We start from the raw sequence: 19,147 nt of genomic DNA on the forward strand, positions 1-19,147 counted from the left end.
AACGGCCAGTGTGCTGCGCTGCCGCATGAAGATGCAAAAACCCGCCTGCCCGAACAGGGGCAGACGGGCGTTTTTGGCCGTGAATCTTGGTGCCTGAATGGCCTAGCCGCGGGCGTCCAGCGCATCCTCAAGAGTACGCAGCCCGGTGCGGGGCGATTGCACCAGCACGGCCATGTTGCCGGGCTTATGCTCGTTGCGCAGCATCTTGGTATGCGCGGCGGGGATGTCGGCCCATGGAAACACTTCGGACATGCACGGATCGAGACGGCGCTCGACCATCAGGTTGTTTGCGGCGCTTGCCTGTTTCAGATGCGCGAAATGCGAGCCCTGAAGGCGCTTTTGGTGCATCCACATGTAGCGCACATCGAATGTGCAGTTGAAGCCGGTGGTGCCCGCGCAGATCACGACCATGCCACCCTTCTTGCAGACCAGCGACGAGACAGGAAATGTCGCCTCGCCCGGATGCTCGAACACCATGTCAACGTTGACGCCCTTGCCGGTAATCTCCCAGATCGCCTTGCCAAAGCGGCGAGCCTCTTTCAGCCAGGCATTGTATTCGTCGGTATTGACCTTGGGCAATTGGCCCCAGCAGCTGAAATCCTTGCGGTTGATCGCGCCCTTGGCGCCCAGATCCATGACGAACTGGCGCTTGTCCTCTTCCGAGATGACCGCGATGGCATTGGCGCCGGCCGTATTGATCAGTTGGATCGCATACGACCCCAGACCGCCCGACGCGCCCCAGACCAGCACGTTCTGCCCCGGCTTGAGATCATGCGGCTCATGGCCAAAGAGCATCCGGTAGGCAGTGGCCAGCGTCAGGGTATAGCAGGCGCTTTCCTCCCATGTCAGATGCTTGGGGCGCGGCATCAACTGCTGCGCCTGCACGTTGGTGAACTGCGCAAAGGAGCCGTCCGGCGTCTCATACCCCCAGATGCGCTGCGAGGTCGAAAACATCGGATCGCCGCCGTTGCATTCCTCGTCGTCGCCATCGTCCTGATTGCAGTGGATCACAACCTCGTCGCCGACCTTCCAGCGGCGCACCTTGTCACCCACGGCCCAGACGATCCCGGCGGCATCGCTGCCGGCGATGTGATACTCTGCCTTGTGCACATCAAAGGGGCTGATCGGCTGGCCAAGGCCCGCCCAGACGCCGTTGTAATTGACGCCTGCGGCCATCACCAGCACCAGCACCTCGTTGCTGTCCAGGGTCGGCACGTCGACGACCTCCTGCTTGAAGGATTTGTCAGGCTCGCCATGCCGCTCGCGGCGGATGGTCCAGGCATACATCTGGCGCGGTATGTAACCCATCGGGGGCATCTCCCCGACTTCGTAGAGATCCTTTTCCGGCGCATCGTAGCGCGCGATGACGGTGTCGGTGTCCAGTGCCATGAGGGTCTCCCTTGCCGGTTTCTAGCTGAGCTGCGTCTTGCGTGGCTGTGTGTTGCCGCAACGCAGAATCGTGGTGTCTGGATATGGGGATACCCAGACACGCGCAATAATGCAATGCCGAGGGGTGTTCTTTTGTAACTTTATGACCCCGCAGGCGCAGAAATATCTGGTGCAAGCGCAGCATCCTCGGACGGGTCGGCCTGCACCGTTTCAGGCGCGCCCCCCGGCAGCAGATGCGCGATCGAGGCTGCGTAATACGCCAGCAGGGGCGCGCCGCCTTCGGCAACGGTCCAGCCTTCAGCGCCCTTGGCAATTGCGCCGCGTGCCATCAGCGTGGCGCAGGCCCGCGCGGTTTCGGCCTCGATGTCGTCGATCAAGGGAATGTCTGCGCCGCCACTTTGCTGCATGCTGTGCAACTCGCCCACCAACGCGCCATCGTTCAGGGGCGCGCCACTGCGCAAAAGCGCGCGCGCCACCATGGGCACGCACAAAAGCGGCATCGCGGACTTGATGCGGCCCATCAGGTCACGCCCCAGATCGGCCAACTGCGGCGCATCGCCATAATCGCTGAGGCGCACCGGCTGGGCAAAGACAACGGCCGCCGTGCCATAGCGCCTGAACCGCCCGCGCATCCGCTGCCAGATGATCCGCAGGGCCGATCGCAAAACCATCCGCTTGCTGGCGCGAAAGCGGCGATCACCGCGCGCCCCGGCCCCGATCAGGACGCGGTCCTCCAGCACGCGGTCATAATTGATGGCAACAGGCACAAAGACCACGTCGCGCCCGCCAGGCTTCCACCCTTCGACGACATAAGATAGCAGGCCCAGCTTGGCTGGCCTCACCGTGCCGTTGAGTGTCAGGCCGCCCTCGGGGAAAATCGCCTGGGTCACGCCGCCAGTCGTCGCCATCTGAACGTAACGCGCCAGAACCGTGCGATAGAGCCCCCCGCGCGAGCGTCGCCGGATGAAATACGCGCCCATCGCCTTGATCAGACGGCTCAGCGGCCAGACACGTGCCCATTCGCCCACCGCATAGGACAGCGCCGAGGATTGCGCCGCCAAGGTCGTGACCAGCACATAGTCCATGTTGCTGCGGTGATTCATTATGTAGATCAGCGTCGCATCCTGCTCGATTCCGTCGACGATGGCGGCGTTATGCGGCCCCGTTCGCACGTCATAAAGAAGGTTGGCCAGCCAATTGGCCACCCGCGTGCCAAAGCTGAAATAGGCAAATGCGCTAAAACTCGGCACGATCTCGCGCGCATATTTGCGCGCATTTTCGAACGCGACATCCTCGCGGACGTTGTTGCGCGCGGCATAGTCGACGATGGCCTGCGTGACATCCGGGTCATAGACCAGCCGCTGGATCATATCGTTTCGCCGGGCCAGCTTGAACGGCTCGATTGGGCGCTTGAGACGGCTGTTGAGGCGCCCCACCGCACGCTCCAGTCGGCGGCGAAGATACCAGCGCACCGAGGGAAAGAGAAAGTGCGATGCAAAAGTGACAGCCGCAAAAAGCAGGATCAGGACGAACAGCCAGAGCGGCAGGGTTACGGGCATTGTCATGGTCCCGGACGTTGGCACCACTGCCTGCATCCCGCAAGTCCCATGGCCTGCCGCGCCCCCACAAATTACGCGGCGATACCTTGCGTATCAGGGGAAATCGACACCATCTCGGTGATCTTGCCTTCGGGCCATATGCGGCGCATCCGCCGCGAGAGGCCGGCTGGGCGGCTCCGGGCGGTATTCTCGGTCGCTTGGTCAGCCTTGCCAGTTCTTGCACATTTTGACCAAGAATTGCCGCCTGTTGCCCCAGGTGCCCACAATGGCGCTGTCGCTGCAACGCAGCGAATTGACAACGGCGCAATATTTCCCATAGTGAGGCCAAGACGCAATATTGTTACCTGCTCGCGAGGTTTGATCATGTCCAGCCCAACCAAAGACCGCCCATGGCTTATCCGCACCTATGCGGGCCATTCGACTGCCTCGGCGTCCAATGCGCTCTACCGTGCGAACCTGGCCAAGGGGCAGACGGGCCTGTCGGTGGCTTTCGATCTGCCGACGCAGACAGGCTATGACAGCGATCATGTCCTCAGCCGCGGTGAGGTCGGAAAGGTGGGCGTGCCCGTCTGCCATCTTGGCGACATGCGGCAGCTCTTCGCGGATATCCCGCTGGAGCAGATGAACACCTCGATGACGATCAACGCCACCGCGCCCTGGCTGCTGGCCCTCTACATCGCCGTGGCCGAAGAGCAAGGCGTGGACCCCAGTACGCTGCAAGGCACGGTGCAGAACGACCTGATCAAGGAATATCTGTCGCGCGGCACATATATCTGCCCGCCCAAGCCATCGCTGCGGATGATCGGGGACGTGGCCGAATACTGCTACAAGCATATCCCCAAATGGAACCCGATGAACGTGTGTTCCTACCACCTGCAAGAGGCCGGCGCGACGCCCGAGCAGGAGCTGTCCTTTGCCCTTGCCACCGCCATCGCCGTGCTGGACGAATTGCGCCCCCGCGTGCCCGAGGCGGATTTCCCGGTGCTGGCCGGGCGCATCAGTTTCTTCGTCAACGCAGGCATCCGATTTGTCACCGAGATGTGCAAGATGCGCGCCTTCGTCGATCTCTGGGATGAAATCCTGGCCGAGCGCTATGGCGTCGAAGACCCCAAGTTCCGCCGCTTTCGCTATGGGGTGCAGGTCAACAGCCTCGGCCTGACCGAGCAGCAGCCCGAGAACAACGTCTACCGCATCCTGATCGAAATGCTGGCCGTGACGCTCAGCAAGAGGGCCCGCGCCCGCGCCGTGCAACTGCCCGCCTGGAACGAGGCATTGGGCCTGCCGCGCCCGTGGGACCAGCAATGGTCGATGCGCATGCAGCAGATCCTGGCATACGAGACGGATCTGTTGGAATTCGACGACCTCTTTGACGGCAACCCCGCGGTGGACGCCAAGGTCGAGGCGCTGAAGGATGGCGCGCGGCGCGAGCTGGCCAGCCTTGACGGGATGGGCGGCGCGATTGGCGCGATCGACTACATGAAGGCGCAGCTGGTCGGCAGCAACGCGGCCCGCCTGGGCCGGATCGAGCGGAACGAGACCACCGTGGTCGGCGTCAACAAATGGCAACACGGCGAGCCGTCGCCCCTGATGGATGCCGATGGCGGCATCATGACGGTCGATGCCGCCGTCGAGGCCGAGCAGATCGGGCGGCTCAACGACTGGCGCGCCGCACGCGATGCCGCCGCCGTCGATGCAGCTCTGGCCGAGCTGCGCAGCGCCGCCAGAGAGGGGCGCAACATCATGCCCGCCTCTATCGCCGCCGCCCGCGCCGGCGTGACCACCGGCGAATGGGCCGAAGAGATGCGCGCCATTCACGGGGAATATCGCGGCCCAACCGGGGTCAGCGCCAGCCCGTCGAACATGACCGAAGGGCTGGACGATATCCGCGAGGCCGTCGCCACCGCCTCGACCAAACTGGGCCGCCGCCTGAAGTTCCTCGTGGGCAAGCCGGGCCTTGACGGGCACTCGAACGGGGCCGAGCAGATCGCATTCCGCGCGCGCGATTGCGGCATGGACATCGACTATCGCGGCATCCGCCTGACACCTGAGGAACTGGTGCGCACCGCGCTGGAGGATGGCGCGCATGTCGTCGGCCTGTCGATCCTGTCGGGCAGTCACATCCCGCTGGTCGAGGACATGATGGAGCGGATGCGCGCCGCAGGGCTTGGCGACATTCCCGTCATCGTGGGCGGCATTATCCCCGAAGAGGACGCAGCCCGCCTGCGCGCCATGGGTGTCGCGCGGGTCTATACCCCAAAGGATTTCGAGCTGAACACGATCATGCGCGATATCGTGGCGCTGGTCGATCCGGGCGCGGTGGCCGCCGAATAAGGGGCTGGCGGCTGGGGAGCCATTCGCTAGGGTGGCGCTACAGCATGAAACAACGAGGCGCCCATGTCCGACGATATCACCATCCGCCCGCTCAAAGCTTCGGACGAGGCCGAGTGGCGGCACCTCTGGACCGGATATCTGCAATATTACGAGACCTCGGTCCCGGACGAGGTCTATAAGACAACGTTCCAGCGCCTGCTGTCGCCCGATCATCCAAAGCAGAATGGCCTGCTGGCCCTCAAGGGCGATCACCCCGTAGGTCTCGTTCATTACATTTACCATCCGCACAACTGGAAGATCGAGGAGGTCTGCTATCTTCAGGACCTCTACGCCGATCCATCTGCCCGAGGCACCGGCGTGGGCCGCAAGCTGATCGAGGCGGTTTATTCGGCGGCCGATGCCAATGGGCGCCCGTCTGTCTATTGGATGACGCAGGATTTCAACACGACCGCGCGGCGGCTTTATGACCGGATCGGGGTGCTGACGCCCTTCATCAAGTATTCGCGCTGATTGGCCGTGCCGTTGGCTGGCGGGCAAGGCAAAGTAGCGAGAGGAGGATTCAGGAGGGCTTGGACCGGAGCGGCAAAAAATCGCAGATTGCCCACTGTTCAAAACGCTCGACAAGCTTACCTTGCGCCTCATGCCCTACGAATGGTCCCCACCCGCGATTGGTACAGACACGCGCCGTCTGGACATGTGGCCGCATCGGTCCCTGCCACGAAAGGGCTTTGCCTTGTTCATGCTGGTGACCTGCATCATGTTCTCGATCCCGCTGTTCGCGCTGGTCGGAACGGTCGTGCTTTGGGGGCTGCTCCCCTTTCTTGCAGGGGCTGTCGCGCTGATGTGGTGGGCGCTGGAGCGCAGCTATGCGGCGGGGCGCATGCATGAGGCGTTGATCATCGACGCGCAAGAAATCCTGCTGACCCGCACCAACCCGCGCGGCGACGTGCAGAAATGGGATTGCAACGCCTACTGGGCCAAGGCGCAGATCTATCCCTCGGGCGGGCCGGTGGCCTATTACATCACCCTGCGCGGCGCGGGCCGCGAGGTGGAAGTGGGCGCATTCCTGTCCGAGGACGAGCGCAAGGCGCTCTTCGGAGAGTTGACCGGCGCGCTGAACCTCGCGCGGGCCAAGAGCTAGGACCGCCGCGCCTGCCGCAGGCCGGGCATTTCGAGTATTTCTGGAACAATGAAAGACCGGCCCGGCACCGCTGGCCGGGCGCTATGCGCCTATTGCGTCATGCGGTCCTTGATGCGGGGGCCGACCGCGCCAAAGTCCATCTGGCCGGTGTATTTCGCCTTGAGCACGCCCATGATCTTGCCCATGTCGCGGATCGAATTCGCGCCGGTTTCGGCTATGGCGGCCTCGATCGCGGCATCCACTTCGGCCTCGGACAGCTGGCGCGGCAGAAACTCGGAAATGATGGCAGCTTCCTGCTCTTCGCGTTCAGCCAGGTCGATGCGGCCACCCTCCTCGTAGGCGCGGACGGATTCCTGTCGCTGCTTGGTCATCTTGCCGAGGATCGTCAGCACGTCGTCGTCGCTAAGCTGAGCCTCGCGGCCGGTGCCGCGGGCCGCGATTTCCTGATCCTTGATCGCCGCGTTGATAAGGCGCAGCGTCGCGAGGCGGGATGCGTCCTTGTCCCGCATGGCCTGTTTGAGGGCGGCGTTGACGCGGTCGCGCAGGGTGTTTTCCATGTCGAGGTCCTTTGGCAGCGGTGAACGCCGAAGCTCCGGCGCGGGTTCACAAGACCGCACATCTATCCAATCAAGCGCGGCGAAGCAACCTGCGCCAATGCCGCATGCGCGCTGCCGCAGCGTCATTTGCGGGGCATCTGGCCTTGACCCCATGGGCCCGCACCCTTAGTTTCGCGCAGATTTTGCCCGGCTTCCTAACCTGCCCTCACCCCACATTCCGGAGAGACGCCATGCCAGATGCGCCCCAGCCTCGCCCCACTGCCTGCCTTGCGCTGGCCGATGGCACGGTGTTCTTCGGCCACGGCTTTGGTGCAACGGGCGAGGTGGTGGCCGAGCTGTGCTTCAACACTGCGATGACGGGCTACCAAGAGATCATGACCGACCCCAGCTATGCCGGGCAGGTCGTCACCTTCACCTTCCCGCATATCGGCAACACCGGCACCAATGCCGAGGACGACGAAACCGCCGACCCTGTCGCCGCCGGGATGGTCGTCAAATGGGATCCAACCGCGCCCAGCAGCTGGCGCAGCACGCAGACGCTACAGCATTGGCTGGAGCAACGCGGGCGCATTGCGATGGGCGGCGTCGACACGCGGCGCCTGACGCGCGCGATCCGCCAGCAGGGCGCGCCGCATGTGGCGCTGTCGCATGATCCCGAGGGCAATTTCGACATCGGCGCGCTGGTCGAAAAGGCGCGCGGTTTTGCCGGTCTCGAGGGGCTGGATCTGGCCAAGGAGGTCACCTGCACGCAATCCTACCGTTGGAACGAGATGCGCTGGGCCTGGCCCGATGGCTATCCGGTGCAGGAGAATGCGCCGCACAAGGTGGTCGCGATTGATTACGGCGCCAAGCGCAACATCCTGCGTTGCCTCGCCAGCGCGGGCTGCGACGTGATGGTTCTGCCGGCGACCGCAACCAGCGAAGAGGTGCTGGCGCATAATCCTGACGGCGTATTCCTGACGAACGGGCCGGGTGATCCGGCCGCGACGGGCGCCTATGCCGTGCCGGTCATCAAGGAGTTGCTGGCGGCCGATCTGCCGATGTTCGGCATCTGCCTTGGCCACCAGATGCTCGCGCTGGCGCTGGGCGGACGCACCGTCAAGATGAGCCATGGTCACCACGGCGCCAACCATCCGGTCAAGGATTACACCACCGGCAAGGTCGAAATCACGTCGATGAACCATGGTTTTGCCGTCGATGGACAGAGCCTGCCCGAGGGCGTCGACGAGACCCACGTGTCGCTCTTCGATGGATCAAACTGTGGCATCGCGCTTGCGAATCGGCCTGTCTTTTCGGTGCAGCACCACCCCGAGGCCAGCCCCGGTCCGCAGGACAGCTTTTACCTTTTTGAGCGGTTTGCAGCCTCGATGGCTGCCCGAAGCCCTGTTTCCTAAGGGTTTTTTCCGAAAACCGTTTACCTTTCATTAACCGAGATGAACGAAACTCTTCGCTAGGGTGCGGGCGAAGGGAATAAAATGGCTTTATCAAAGCTGCGACTGCTGGACACGCAGTCTTGGACGTCTGCCAGTCTGCGCGAGGGCGCAGGCCAGATCGCGCCCCTTTGTGCGCTGGGCCAGCATCTGGTGCAGACTGGCATGATCTCGGGCTCGGACGCGGAACTGGCGCAGATCGTGCAGAGCCAATGCGATGCGCCCATCGACCGCGTTCTGCAGGCCGAGGGGCTGCTGGACGAGGATGACGCACTCCGCGCGCAAGCTACGCGCGCCGGGCTGAGGCAAGCAACCGACGCCGAACTGGAGAGCGGCGCCGAGACGCTCCCCGGCATCGACGCGCGCGAGCTGATCCGGCGCGGCCTTGTTCCGCTGCGCGGCACGGACGGCATTCTGCGCCTTGCCGTTGACCGGCCCGAGGCAAGCCAGACACTCGGCAATCTGCCCGGCGCGCTTTGCGGCCACCCCTCCCTGATCGCACCGCGCCGCGCCATTCAGGGCGCCATGGCGACCGCCGCGCGCACCGCGCTGACAGCTGCCGCCGAGGCGCGCCCCGCCGCCAGCGAGAGTTGCCGAACCTGGCGCGCATCTCCCGTCCGGCGCGGGATCCTCGCCCTCGCGGTCATCAGCGCCTGTGTGCTCGCCGCTGTGTTCTATCCAACCATCACCTTTGGCCTCTTTGCCGGATGGGCGGCGCTGACCCTTGTCGTCTCGGCACTGCTCAAGACCGCCGCCGTCTGCGCAAGCGCCATTTCGGGCCGCCCCGAGCCGGTGCAGCCCCCCTCCCCGAGGGGGTCAAACTGCCCAAGGTGTCAATCCTCGTGCCGCTTTATCGCGAGACGCGGATCGCGCAAGTGCTGATCAAGCGGCTCAGTCGGCTGACCTACCCCAAATGCCTGCTGGACGTCATCCTCGTGCTGGAAGAGACGGATGACACAACGCGCCAGACGGTTTCGGCCATCAACCTGCCACCATGGATGCGCGCCGTGATCGTCCCCGACGGCCAGCCCCGCACCAAGCCGCGCGCGATGAACTATGCGCTCGATTTCTGCGAAGGCGACATCGTCGGGATCTTCGATGCCGAGGACGCCCCAGCCCCCGATCAGATCACCCAGATCGCACGCCGTTTTGCCGTGGCGCCGCCCGATGTGGTGTGCCTTCAGGGCATTCTGGATTACTACAACCTCCGCCAGAACTGGCTCGCGCGGTGCTTTACCATCGAATACGCGACCTGGTTTCGCGTGATGCTGCCCGGCATGGCGCGCTTGGGCCTCGCGATTCCGCTGGGGGGCACGACGCTCTATTTTCGGCGCGACGTGCTGGAGGAATTGGGCGGATGGGACGCGCATAACGTGACCGAGGACGCCGATCTGGGCTTTCGGCTGGTGCGGCATGGCTTCCGCAGCGAGGTTATCGGCACCGTCACCGGCGAAGAAGCCAATTGCCGCCCCTGGCCGTGGGTCAAGCAGCGTTCGCGCTGGCTCAAGGGGTATATGACGACCTATCTGGTGCATATGCGGCGCCCCCTGCTGCTGCATCGCCAGCTGGGCGCTTGGCGATTCTGGGGATTTCAGGCGCATTTTCTGGCCGCGCTGTCGCAATTCCTGCTGGCGCCGTTCCTGTGGTCCTTCTGGCTGGTCCTGTTTGGCCTGCCGCACCCGCTGGACCCGGTGCTGCCGCGCGAGGGGCTTTTGCTTTTCGGCAGGCTGTTCCTCGCCGTCGAGATCCTGAATATCGGGTTCTACATGCTGGGCGTGTCGGGAAAGGGGCATCGTCACCTTTTGCCTTGGGCACCGACCATGCATCTTTATACGCCACTTGGCACCATCGCCGCGATCAAGGCGCTCTATGAAATGATCGTCGCGCCGTTCTATTGGGACAAGACGAGCCATGGCCATTCGGTCGACGAGGTCCAGACCGAGGTCAAGGCGCCCTAGAGCGTCGATTTCACCTCGCCCGCTTCCAGCCTGAGCCGGGTGACGAAAGCCTTGGAAATATGCGCCTTGAGCGCATCATGCGCAGTGCCCGCATCGCCCGCCTCGATGGCAGTGACGATGGCGTCATGCTCGGCGATTGCCACCTCGCCGCGGCCCTCGGCGGCCAGCGATGTCGTCGCCATCAACGCCATCGAGCGGTGGACGAGACCCAGCTGCTGCACAAGAAAGCGGTTGTGCGAGGCCAAGTGGATCTGCTTGTGAAAGCGGCGATTGGCGCGCGCCATGCGCGCCGGGTCGCCGATCAGGGCGCGATCCTGCTCGACCATGCCGCGCAGCACCGCCACCTCTTCGGGGGTGGCATGGCGCGCGGCGAGGCTGGCGGCCAGCCCCTCCAACTCGGCGCGCACGACGTACAGTTCGGCGCGCTGGTTGTGATCCAGCGAGGCGACGATCAGGCTGCGCCCGTCGCGCGTCAGCAATGACTGCGTCTCAAGCCGCTGCAACGCCTCGCGGATCGGAGTGCGCGACACGCCGAACCGTTCTGCCAGGTCGCTCTCGACCAAGCGGTCGCCGGGGCGAAAATCGCCCATGTCGATCGCCTCCAGGATCAGCGAATAAGCATCTGTAGGCGGCGTCTTCGCGGGCGCGGATTTGTTTGGTCCTGTCATGATGCGACGGTAGGCGCGCAATGCACGCTGATCAAGCCTGCATAGATTGACAGCACGCGCCATGCGTCTAGTTTGCCCGGCATGCCGAAACAGGATTTCAGCCATGTCGACACCTGGGTGTTCGATCTGGACAACACGCTTTATTCGCCGCACCTGCGCCTCTTCGATCAGATCGAGGTGCGGATGACGCAGTTCGTGATGGATACGCTCGGCGTGGACCATGCCGAGGCGGATCGTCTGCGGGTGCAATACTGGAGCGATCACGGCACTACGCTGGCGGGCCTTATGAACCTGCATGGCATGGACCCCGAGCAATACATGATCGACGTGCATGACATCGACATGAGCATCCTTTCCCCCGATCCGGACTTGCGCGCGCGCATCACGGCGCTGCCGGGGCGCAAGATCATCTTTACCAACGGCAGCGCACCCTATGCAGAGCGGGTCGCCAGCGCGCGCGGCCTCGGCGGTATTTTCGATGCCGTTTATGGCGTCGAGCATGCAGGTTATACACCCAAGCCTGCGCGCGCTGCCTTCGAGGCCATCTTTGCCGCCGACGGGCTGACGGCCCGGACGGCTGCCATGTTCGAGGATGATCCGCGCAACCTTGCCCAGCCGCACGCCATGGGCCTGCGCACTGTTCTGGTCGCGCCCGATCCTCATGAGGCCGATCACATCCACCACCATACCGACGATCTCAGCGGATTTCTGGCGCGCCTGATCTAAGAAAGCCTGCGGCCTTGTGCCAACTGGCCCCGGACCCCACGGATCCCTATATTGGGCGCAAGAGTTCAGAAACGCACGTCCGCGAAAAAGGGGCACCATCATGGACAAGGTCGAGATCCTGATTTCGGGCGGCGGAATTGCCGGGCTGACGGCGGCCTGCGCCTTTGGTGCCGCCGGGTTCAGCGTGCTCTGCGTCGATCCCGCCGCCCCCGTGACCGAGCGGGAGGCCAAGGGTGCCGATCTGCGCAGCACCGCCTTTCTCCAACCGGCGCAGCGTCTGCTCGCGCAGGCTGGCCTCTGGGATCGCCTTGCCCCTCATGCCATGCCGCTCCAGACGATGCGCATCATCGACGCGGGCGGCGCAGCACCCGAGGCGCGCCTGACCCGCGACTTCGATGCCGACGAGATTTCAGATGGCCCCTTTGGCTGGAACCTGCCCAACTGGCTGCTGCGGCGCGAGCTGCTGGCCCATGTGGAGGCCGCCGGAAACATTACGTTTCGCCCCGGCGTCGGCACCGATGGCCTGCTGACACGCACCGCCGAAGCGCGCGTGCACCTAACGGACGGCAGCCACGTCACCGCAAGGCTGGTGATCGCCGCCGATGGCCGCGCCTCGCCCATTCGCCGCGCGGCCGGTATTGACGTGCAAACCACGCGCTATGGCCAAAAGGCATTGGCCTTTGCCGTCACGCATCCGATCCCTCATGGCAATGTCTCGACCGAAATTCACCGCAGCGGGGGCCCCTTCACGCTGGTCCCGCTGCCGGATCACGAGGGATTGCCCTCCTCCGCCATCGTCTGGATGGAGCGTGGAGCCGAAGTGCAGCGCCTTGCCGAGCTGAACGAGGATGCCTTCAACGCAGAGGCCAGCGCGCGCAGCTGTCATGTCCTTGGCCCGCTCAAGCTGGCGTCGCAGCGCGGCGTCTGGCCGATCATCAGCCAGATCGCAGACCGCTACAGCGCCCAGCGCGTGGCGCTGATCGCCGAGGCCGCACATGTCATGCCGCCCATCGGCGCACAGGGCCTGAACACCTCGCTCGCCGATTTGCGCGCGTTGCTCGCGCTGGCCGAAAAATCGCCCGAGGCGCTGGGCGATGCTGCCATGCTGAACGCCTATCACCGCGCGCGCCATACCGAAGTGGCGCTGCGCATGCGCGGCATAGATTTGCTGAACCGTGCCTCGATGATGGATGCGCAGCCTTTGCGCGATGCACGCGCAATGGGCCTGAACGCGCTTCATGCGCTGGCCCCGGTGCGGCGCGGCCTGATGCGCCTTGGCATGGGAACGGCGCGCAAGCGCGGCTAGATCGGGCCGGGCCTGCGTTCCTCGCTCAAAAGCACGTTGGCCTCCACATCCCCCACCCCCGGCAGCGTCATGATGCGCCGCCGCAGCACGCGCTCAAAATCGCCGATGTCCCGCGCCACGACGCGCAGCCGGTAGTCATAGACGCCCAGGATATGCTCGACGCTCTGCACTTCGGGGATGGCACTGACCGCCCGCTCGAAATCATCAAGGCTGACGCGCCCCTTGGTCGCCAGCTTGACCCCCAGAAAAACGCTCACGCCAAAGCCCAGCTTCTCGCGGTCCAGATCCAGCCGCTGCCCCTTGATCACACCCGTCTCGTAAAGGCGCCGCACACGCCGCCATGTCGCGGGCTGCGACAGGCCCAGCTTGCGGCCCAGCGCGGAGGCGCTTTGCGCCGCGTCCACGACCAATTCGCGCAAGATGCGCCGGTCCATCTCATCCAGCTGGATCATAGCGGCAGAGCCTCGTCCGATTTGATCCGCGCCATATGCATCAGCGCCTCGATATCGGTGATATGCGGCAACGGCAGGATCGCACTGCGGTAGATGTGCTGGTAATGCGCCATATCGCGCGCAATCACATACAGCCGCAGATCGACACGGCCCAGAAATGTCTGGATCTCGATCACCTCCGGCACCTCGCGCGCCGCCGCCGTGAACTCGTCAAAGGCGCGCGGCTGCGTCTTGTCCAGCTGCGCGCGCAAGGACACCTCGACCTCATAGCCCAGCGCGCGCCAGTCGATCACGGCGCGGTTGCCCAGGATCACCCCTTGCGCTTCCATCCGCTCCAACCGCCGCGCGCAGGTATTGGCGGTAACACCCGCCAGATCTGCCAGATCCGCCTGCGCCAGCATCGGCGCGTGCTGGTAATGACGCAGGATGCGCCTGTCTGTGTCATCCAGCATGAAAATCCCGCCCATACTTCATCTTGGTTATAAATACTCAAAATAACCACAGCTGCAACGCGCTTTTGCATTTCCTCTCGGGCATATGCCTGTAATTTCAGCACCAATCACTCAACCGAAAGGGATCATATCATGCGCGTTTATTATGACCGCGATTGCGACATCAACCTCATCAAGGACAAGAAAGTGGCCATCCTCGGCTATGGCAGCCAAGGTCACGCGCACGCGCTGAACCTGCGCGATTCCGGCGCCAAGAACCTCGTTGTCGCGCTGCGCGAAGGCTCCAAATCGGCCAAGAAGGCCGAGGCCGAGGGCCTCAAGGTCATGGGCATCGCCGAAGCGGCCGCTTGGGCCGACCTCATCATGTTCACCATGCCCGATGAGCTTCAGGCAGAGACCTACAAGAAATACGTTCACGACAACATCCGCGAGGGCGCGGCCATCGCATTCGCCCACGGCCTCAACGTGCATTTCGGCCTGATCGAGCCCAAGGAGGGCATCGACGTCATCATGATGGCGCCCAAGGGCCCCGGCCACACCGTGCGCGGCGAATATGCCAAAGGCGGCGGCGTTCCCTGCCTCGTGGCTGTCGACACGGATGCATCCGGCAAGGCGCTGGAGCTGGGCCTCAGCTATTGCTCGGCCATCGGTGGCGGGCGTTCGGGCATCATCGAGACGAATTTCCGCGAAGAGTGCGAGACAGACCTTTTTGGCGAGCAGGCCGTGCTCTGCGGCGGCCTTGTCGAGCTGATCCGCATGGGCTTCGAGACGCTGGTCGAGGCGGGCTATGCCCCCGAGATGGCCTATTTCGAGTGCCTGCATGAGGTGAAGCTGATCGTCGATCTGATCTATGAAGGCGGCATCGCCAACATGAACTACTCGATCTCGAACACGGCCGAGTATGGCGAGTATGTCAGCGGCCCGCGCGTCCTGCCCTACGAGCAGACCAAGAAAGAGATGAAGGCGATCCTGCACGACATCCAGTCGGGCAAGTTCGTGCGTGATTTCATGCAGGAAAATTCAGTTGGCCAGCCGTTCTTCAAGGGCACGCGCCGCATGAACGACGAGCATCAGATCGAAGAAGTCGGCAAGAAACTGCGCGGCATGATGCCGTGGATTTCGGCTGGCAAGCTTGTCGACCAAGACAAGAACTAAACCACGTTATCGCCCGGCCGTAGTAGTCCCTGTGGCCGGGCGTGACATCACTCCACGTCGGCAGGTTTGCCCTTGCTTTCGGCATCCGCAGCCAGCGTGGATTTCGGCTGGTCATGATCTCGCATCCGCTTGTCGGTTGCACGTTTGCTCCAGAGCGCCACACCGATCGCCAGAACGAGTGTGACGCCGGCAAGGATGAGAAGTAATGGCATTTCCATGATTAGACTCCTTTCCATCATTGCCAAGCCAACGTCGATGACATTCCCGCCGTTCCCGGCCTGCGACATGACGCCCCGTGCCATCCGCCGCCAGGCGCCGGACCAGGCGATATTTTAAGCCGGTTTCAGGGGCGCTGCTTCGGGTTGCGCCCTACCTCGTCACAATCTCGGAGCGCGTGCCATGTCCACGATCACGCCGGTCAACTGGCTGCGCCTGACCGCCCTCGGGGTGATCTGGGGTGCGTCCTTCATGTTCATCACCATCGCGCTCGAGGGAGTGCCACCCCGCCTGCTTGTCGCGGCGCGGCTGGGGTTGGGGGCCGTGCTGCTGTTGATCCTCGCGCATCTGCGCGGCGTCGGCCTGCCGCCGCTGCGCGGGCCGCGTGCGGGCGCGATCTGGCTTTGCGTGTTCGGGATGGGGCTTTTCTCAAACGCCGCGCCGTTTTTCCTGCTCAGTTGGGGGCAGCAATATGTCGCCTCGGGCTTTGCCGGGGTGTGCATGTCCGTCGTGCCCCTTTTGACCCTGCCGCTCGCGCATCTGCTGGTGCCGGGCGAGCAGATGAATTTGCGCCGCCTCATCGGCTTTGTCATCGGCACGGCAGGTGTCATTGTGCTCATCGGGCCAGCCGCCTTCGCCGCGACCGGGGCCGAGTTCGAGCTGGCCGCGCGTATCGCCTGCGTCAGTGCCGCCTGCTGCTATGCCATCGGGTCGATCATCACGCGCCTCTGCCCAGAGGTGGACATGATGTCCCTCTCGGCGGCGGCGCTGACGGTGGCGGCGGCGCTATTCGTGCCCTACGCGCTCGCGGTCGAAGAGATCCCGGCGCAGATTTCCGGCTCGAGCGCGCTGGCGCTGCTCTACCTCGGGGTGCTGCCCACCGCGGTGGCGCAGATCCTCTTGGTGCGCATCATCCGCAGCGCCGGTCCGGTTTTCATGAGCCTCGTCAACTATCAGGTGCCGATCTGGTCGGTGGCCCTTGGGATCATATTCCTTGGTGAGGCGCTGCCGTCCAACATCTACTGGGCACTGCTTTTGATCCTGTCAGGTCTCGCGCTCAGCCAGTTGGGGGCGCTGCGCCGGCTCTTTGCCGGGCGCGCCTCACGCGGCGCCGGTGGTCGCCGCGCGCCATAGCTGCATCGCGGCGCGCGTGGCGCGCACGTCATGCGCGCGGATGATCTGCACGCCCTGCGCAATGCCCGCCAGCGCCACGGCGACCGAGCCGGGCATACGGTCGGACGCCTCCGGCGCGCCGCTGATGGTGCCGATGAATTTCTTGCGGGACGCGCCCAGAAGAATCGGACAACCAAGCCCGTGAAAGACGCTGAGGCGGCTAAGGAGGGTCAGGTTATGCGCCTGCGTCTTTCCAAAGCCGATGCCGGGATCGACGATGATCGCCGCGCGCGGGATGCCTTGGGCCACCAGCGCGTCGATGCGCCCCGCCAGAAAATCGTAAACGTCCAGCGTCACGTCGTCATAGCTGGGCGCATCCTGCATCGTCTGGGGGTCGCCTTGGGCATGCATCACGCAGACCGGCAGCCTTGCGCCCGCACAATAAGGCGCAAGGGCGGCGTCAAAAGTAAAACCAGACACATCGTTGACCAGCGTGCCACCCGCCTCGATCGCCGCCTGCGCCACATCGGCCTTGCGCGTGTCGATCGAGATGGGCGTGCCCAGCACCTGCCGAATGGCCGCGATCACCGGCGCGGTGCGCGCGATCTCGTCGCTCACCGCAACGGGCAGCGCACCGGGGCGGGTCGATTCGCCGCCAACGTCGATGAGATCTGCACCGGCCTCGGCCATCGCTTTGGCCTGGGCCAAGGCGGCTTCGGGCGCGTGAAACTGCCCGCCGTCGGAGAAACTGTCGGGCGTCACGTTGAGGATGCCCATCAGCCTTGGCGCATCCCACGTCAGGCCCGCGATGGGCGCGCGCGGCGCGGTCAACCGCTCCAACACGTCGCGCGGGATGTCCTCTGCGCTGACCATTTCGGCCCCGCCGCGCGTAAGGCGCTCGGCCCGGTCAAACCATGCCCAGCCCCCGGCAAGGGGCCGCGCATGCGGCGGGCGGCATGGATCGAGCTGGGCAATGGGGCGATAGTAGCTGCGCATGGGGTTACAGCCCCGATTCGGCAATGTCCTGCACCAGCACGGGCACACGCGCGCCGTCATCGGGCGGCGCCTCGCCGATCAGCAAAAGATCAGACGCGTCCATATGCCCGGCAAACCATGCGGCCAGGGCAACGGGCTTGTCCGGCCCCACGGTGGGGCCATCCACCGCATCGAGCACGATCTTGGACGGTGCCCAGACGCTGATGCGGGCGTTGCGCATCGCCCAGTCCAGCTCGGTCCTTGTGTCCACCACGACGCAGCGGTCATCGCGGCCCGCCAGCACCCATGCGTTCTGCTCGATCGCCAGCAGGTCGACACGGCGCTGGGTCATCTTATGCCCTGTCTGAGGCGGCATCGCGCCCGCGCGCCCCACGCAGAGGATCACCGGCTCGGCCCGCTGTTCCAGCTGGTCCAGCCACCGGTTCAAGTTTGGCGAGGCGACGGCATCATTGCTGAGGTAGACGACATGCGGACGCGGGACGGCGACGGAATGGGCGCTGGCAGGCTTTTGCGCCAGATCGCTGACCGAGCGCACGATCTCGACCCCCAGTGCGCCGGGGCCGCGATCCAGTTTTTCGATGCGCACGAAGGTGCGGACGGCCTGAGGTTCGGCCAGAATGCGCTCGGCCACGTTCTCGGCCAGCGTCTCCAGAAGGTTCAGGCGCTCTTCGGCCAGTTCGGCGGCGATGGCCTGCGTCACGCGATCATAGCTGAGGATGCGGTCGACATCGTCGTCCAGATCGTCGTCCACTGGGCGGACCTCGACCACGACGTTGAAGCAGATGCGCTGGGTAATCCCGCGCTCGGACTGGAACGCGCCGATCTCGACCTCGACGATATGGTCGCGCACCGAAATCCGGTCGAGCGGGCCGTCAGGCGCGGTCGCCTCGGCGCGGGCATCGGGGTGCCCGAAGGCCAAGGTGGTGTCGTTGCTCATGCCGCATTCCTGATCGCCTCGCGGGGAAATTGCCCCGCAGCCGCGCCTTAACACGGCGGCGGGGCGCACACAAATCGGCAAAGCCGCGCGGGGCCTCAGTTCTGCGACAGGCGCGTCGGCTGCTTATAGAAGTAGTGATAGCCGATTTCGGCGGTGCGCGGGAATGTACGCGCCCAGCGGGGATTGACCGCATGGGTATGATAATGCGTCGCACCCTTGGTCAGGGGCCGCTCGGCGCCACTCGCCATGATGTTGGCAACCTTGCCCACACGCTCGAACGCGCGTGGCTCGGCGATGACTTCGGGGTGGCCATCGCAGGTGTAGGTGAACTGGCACGCGTATTTCGCGCCGGTGCCCTGATTGATGACGCCGCAGATCGAGTTGGGATAGCGCGGGCTATCGACGCGGTTCAGGATCACTTCGGCAACAGCGAACTGGCCCTTGACCGTCTCGCCACGTGCCTCGAAGTAGAGCGCCTCGGACAGGCAGCGCCACTCGTCATCGCCCTCGGCAGGCTGTTGCGCGTCCAGCCACGCACGGGTGTATCCGGCAGTGGCGGCCGGCTTTTTCAGATAGCTTGCGACACGTGATTGCGGCATCGCCGAGAGGCCACGGCGCTCTTGGCCCAGAAGCTTGTGCATGGCCGTATCGGCCACGGCGGGAACAGCGGGCGCCAAGCCGACGAGTGCAGCGGCGAATAAGTAACATAGACTGCGCGACATAAAAGAGACCTGCTAGCAGCGACGGGCGATGCCCCCCAA

The 19,147-nt window shown here is 64.3% G+C and carries 20 protein-coding genes; 10 read left to right on the forward strand and 10 right to left on the reverse strand.

Annotated elements, in window-relative coordinates; genetic code table 11:
• Positions 1-102 precede the first annotated feature (102 nt).
• Together ccrA and V8352_RS02290 are read right to left on the reverse strand one after the other, a co-directional pair.
• Entirely contained in the window at positions 103-1,389 is a 1,287-nt protein-coding gene (gene ccrA / locus V8352_RS02285) for a crotonyl-CoA carboxylase/reductase (RefSeq protein WP_336422631.1), read from the reverse strand.
• 140 nt (positions 1,390-1,529) lie between these two features.
• A complete protein-coding gene (locus V8352_RS02290; protein ID WP_336422632.1) occupies positions 1,530-2,954 on the reverse strand; it encodes a 1-acyl-sn-glycerol-3-phosphate acyltransferase in 1,425 nt (474 codons plus the stop codon).
• Between the two features lie 357 nt (positions 2,955-3,311).
• Between V8352_RS02290 and V8352_RS02295 the strand changes: the two genes are divergently transcribed.
• The 3 genes from V8352_RS02295 (at position 3,312) to V8352_RS02305 (ending at position 6,420) form a co-directional block, all read left to right on the forward strand.
• Positions 3,312-5,279: a protein meaA gene (locus tag V8352_RS02295; RefSeq protein WP_336422633.1), complete on the forward strand. Its 1,968-nt coding sequence runs from the start codon at positions 3,312-3,314 to the stop codon at positions 5,277-5,279.
• Positions 5,280-5,342: 63 nt separating this feature from the next.
• On the forward strand, positions 5,343-5,789 hold the full coding sequence (locus V8352_RS02300) for a GNAT family N-acetyltransferase (protein WP_336422634.1): 447 nt from the start codon (positions 5,343-5,345) through the stop codon (positions 5,787-5,789).
• A 130-nt stretch (positions 5,790-5,919) separates the two neighbouring features.
• Positions 5,920-6,420, forward strand: a complete 501-nt coding sequence (locus V8352_RS02305) for a DUF2244 domain-containing protein (RefSeq protein ID WP_336422635.1) — start codon at positions 5,920-5,922, stop codon at positions 6,418-6,420.
• A gap of 89 nt (positions 6,421-6,509) precedes the next feature.
• Here the strand turns inward: V8352_RS02305 and V8352_RS02310 are convergent, their stop codons facing one another.
• Entirely contained in the window at positions 6,510-6,977 is a 468-nt protein-coding gene (locus V8352_RS02310) for a GatB/YqeY domain-containing protein (protein WP_336422636.1), read from the reverse strand.
• A 230-nt stretch (positions 6,978-7,207) separates the two neighbouring features.
• Between V8352_RS02310 and carA the strand changes: the two genes are divergently transcribed.
• The 3 genes from carA to V8352_RS02325 all read left to right on the forward strand — a co-directional run bounded on the left by carA (position 7,208) and on the right by V8352_RS02325 (position 10,365).
• Positions 7,208-8,371 carry a glutamine-hydrolyzing carbamoyl-phosphate synthase small subunit gene (gene carA / locus V8352_RS02315; protein ID WP_336422637.1) on the forward strand — a complete coding sequence of 388 codons (1,164 nt, stop codon included), beginning with the start codon at positions 7,208-7,210 and terminating at the stop codon, positions 8,369-8,371.
• 81 nt (positions 8,372-8,452) lie between these two features.
• A complete protein-coding gene (locus tag V8352_RS02320; protein ID WP_336422638.1) occupies positions 8,453-9,289 on the forward strand; it encodes a hypothetical protein in 837 nt (278 codons plus the stop codon).
• Positions 9,250-10,365: a glycosyltransferase family 2 protein gene (locus V8352_RS02325; RefSeq protein WP_336422639.1), complete on the forward strand. Its 1,116-nt coding sequence runs from the start codon at positions 9,250-9,252 to the stop codon at positions 10,363-10,365. Before V8352_RS02320 ends, V8352_RS02325 begins: the two co-directional genes overlap by 40 nt.
• Here V8352_RS02325 and V8352_RS02330 read toward each other — a convergent pair.
• On the reverse strand, positions 10,362-11,033 hold the full coding sequence (locus V8352_RS02330) for a GntR family transcriptional regulator (protein WP_336422640.1): 672 nt from the start codon (positions 11,031-11,033) through the stop codon (positions 10,362-10,364). The two genes, V8352_RS02325 and V8352_RS02330, sit on opposite strands and share 4 nt — an antisense overlap.
• An 81-nt stretch (positions 11,034-11,114) precedes the next feature.
• On the opposite strand from V8352_RS02330, the gene V8352_RS02335 reads away from it, so the two are divergent.
• Positions 11,115-11,759 (forward strand): pyrimidine 5'-nucleotidase, encoded by a 645-nt coding sequence (locus V8352_RS02335; RefSeq protein ID WP_336422641.1) that lies wholly within the window; start codon positions 11,115-11,117, stop codon positions 11,757-11,759.
• A gap of 100 nt (positions 11,760-11,859) precedes the next feature.
• Positions 11,860-13,065 (forward strand): UbiH/UbiF family hydroxylase, encoded by a 1,206-nt coding sequence (locus V8352_RS02340; RefSeq protein WP_442970936.1) that lies wholly within the window; start codon positions 11,860-11,862, stop codon positions 13,063-13,065.
• Here the strand turns inward: V8352_RS02340 and V8352_RS02345 are convergent.
• Together V8352_RS02345 and V8352_RS02350 are read right to left on the reverse strand one after the other, a co-directional pair.
• Positions 13,062-13,517: an Lrp/AsnC family transcriptional regulator gene (locus V8352_RS02345; RefSeq protein WP_336422642.1), complete on the reverse strand. Its 456-nt coding sequence runs from the start codon at positions 13,515-13,517 to the stop codon at positions 13,062-13,064. The genes V8352_RS02340 and V8352_RS02345 overlap by 4 nt on opposite strands.
• Complete coding sequence (locus V8352_RS02350) at positions 13,514-13,969, reverse strand: Lrp/AsnC family transcriptional regulator (RefSeq protein ID WP_336422643.1); 456 nt, start codon at positions 13,967-13,969, stop codon at positions 13,514-13,516. Before V8352_RS02350 ends, V8352_RS02345 begins: the two co-directional genes overlap by 4 nt.
• Positions 13,970-14,101: 132 nt before the next feature.
• Between V8352_RS02350 and ilvC the strand changes: the two genes are divergently transcribed.
• Positions 14,102-15,124: a ketol-acid reductoisomerase gene (gene ilvC, locus V8352_RS02355; RefSeq protein ID WP_336422644.1), complete on the forward strand. Its 1,023-nt coding sequence runs from the start codon at positions 14,102-14,104 to the stop codon at positions 15,122-15,124.
• 47 nt (positions 15,125-15,171) lie between these two features.
• Here the strand turns inward: ilvC and V8352_RS02360 are convergent, their stop codons facing one another.
• Positions 15,172-15,342, reverse strand: coding sequence for a hypothetical protein (locus V8352_RS02360; protein WP_336422645.1), 171 nt, complete (start codon positions 15,340-15,342; stop codon positions 15,172-15,174).
• Positions 15,343-15,523: 181 nt separating this feature from the next.
• Here V8352_RS02360 and V8352_RS02365 point away from each other — a divergent pair, with 181 nt between their 5' ends.
• Positions 15,524-16,474: a DMT family transporter gene (locus V8352_RS02365; protein WP_336422646.1), complete on the forward strand. Its 951-nt coding sequence runs from the start codon at positions 15,524-15,526 to the stop codon at positions 16,472-16,474.
• Here the strand turns inward: V8352_RS02365 and folP are convergent.
• From folP to V8352_RS02380, 3 genes are all read right to left on the reverse strand, one after another.
• Complete coding sequence (gene folP, locus V8352_RS02370) at positions 16,442-17,449, reverse strand: dihydropteroate synthase (RefSeq protein ID WP_336422647.1); 1,008 nt, start codon at positions 17,447-17,449, stop codon at positions 16,442-16,444. The genes V8352_RS02365 and folP overlap by 33 nt on opposite strands.
• Positions 17,450-17,453: 4 nt before the next feature.
• The gene (locus V8352_RS02375; RefSeq protein WP_336422648.1) at positions 17,454-18,386 is read right to left on the reverse strand and encodes a dihydroneopterin aldolase; all 933 of its coding nucleotides are present in this window, start codon (positions 18,384-18,386) and stop codon (positions 17,454-17,456) included.
• Positions 18,387-18,481: 95 nt separating this feature from the next.
• The gene (locus V8352_RS02380; RefSeq protein WP_442970937.1) at positions 18,482-19,108 is read right to left on the reverse strand and encodes a cell wall hydrolase; all 627 of its coding nucleotides are present in this window, start codon (positions 19,106-19,108) and stop codon (positions 18,482-18,484) included.
• Positions 19,109-19,147 lie beyond the last annotated feature (39 nt).

The sequence above is a fragment of the Roseovarius sp. D0-M9 genome, from assembly GCF_037083805.1.
GTDB lineage: Bacteria > Pseudomonadota > Alphaproteobacteria > Rhodobacterales > Rhodobacteraceae > Roseovarius.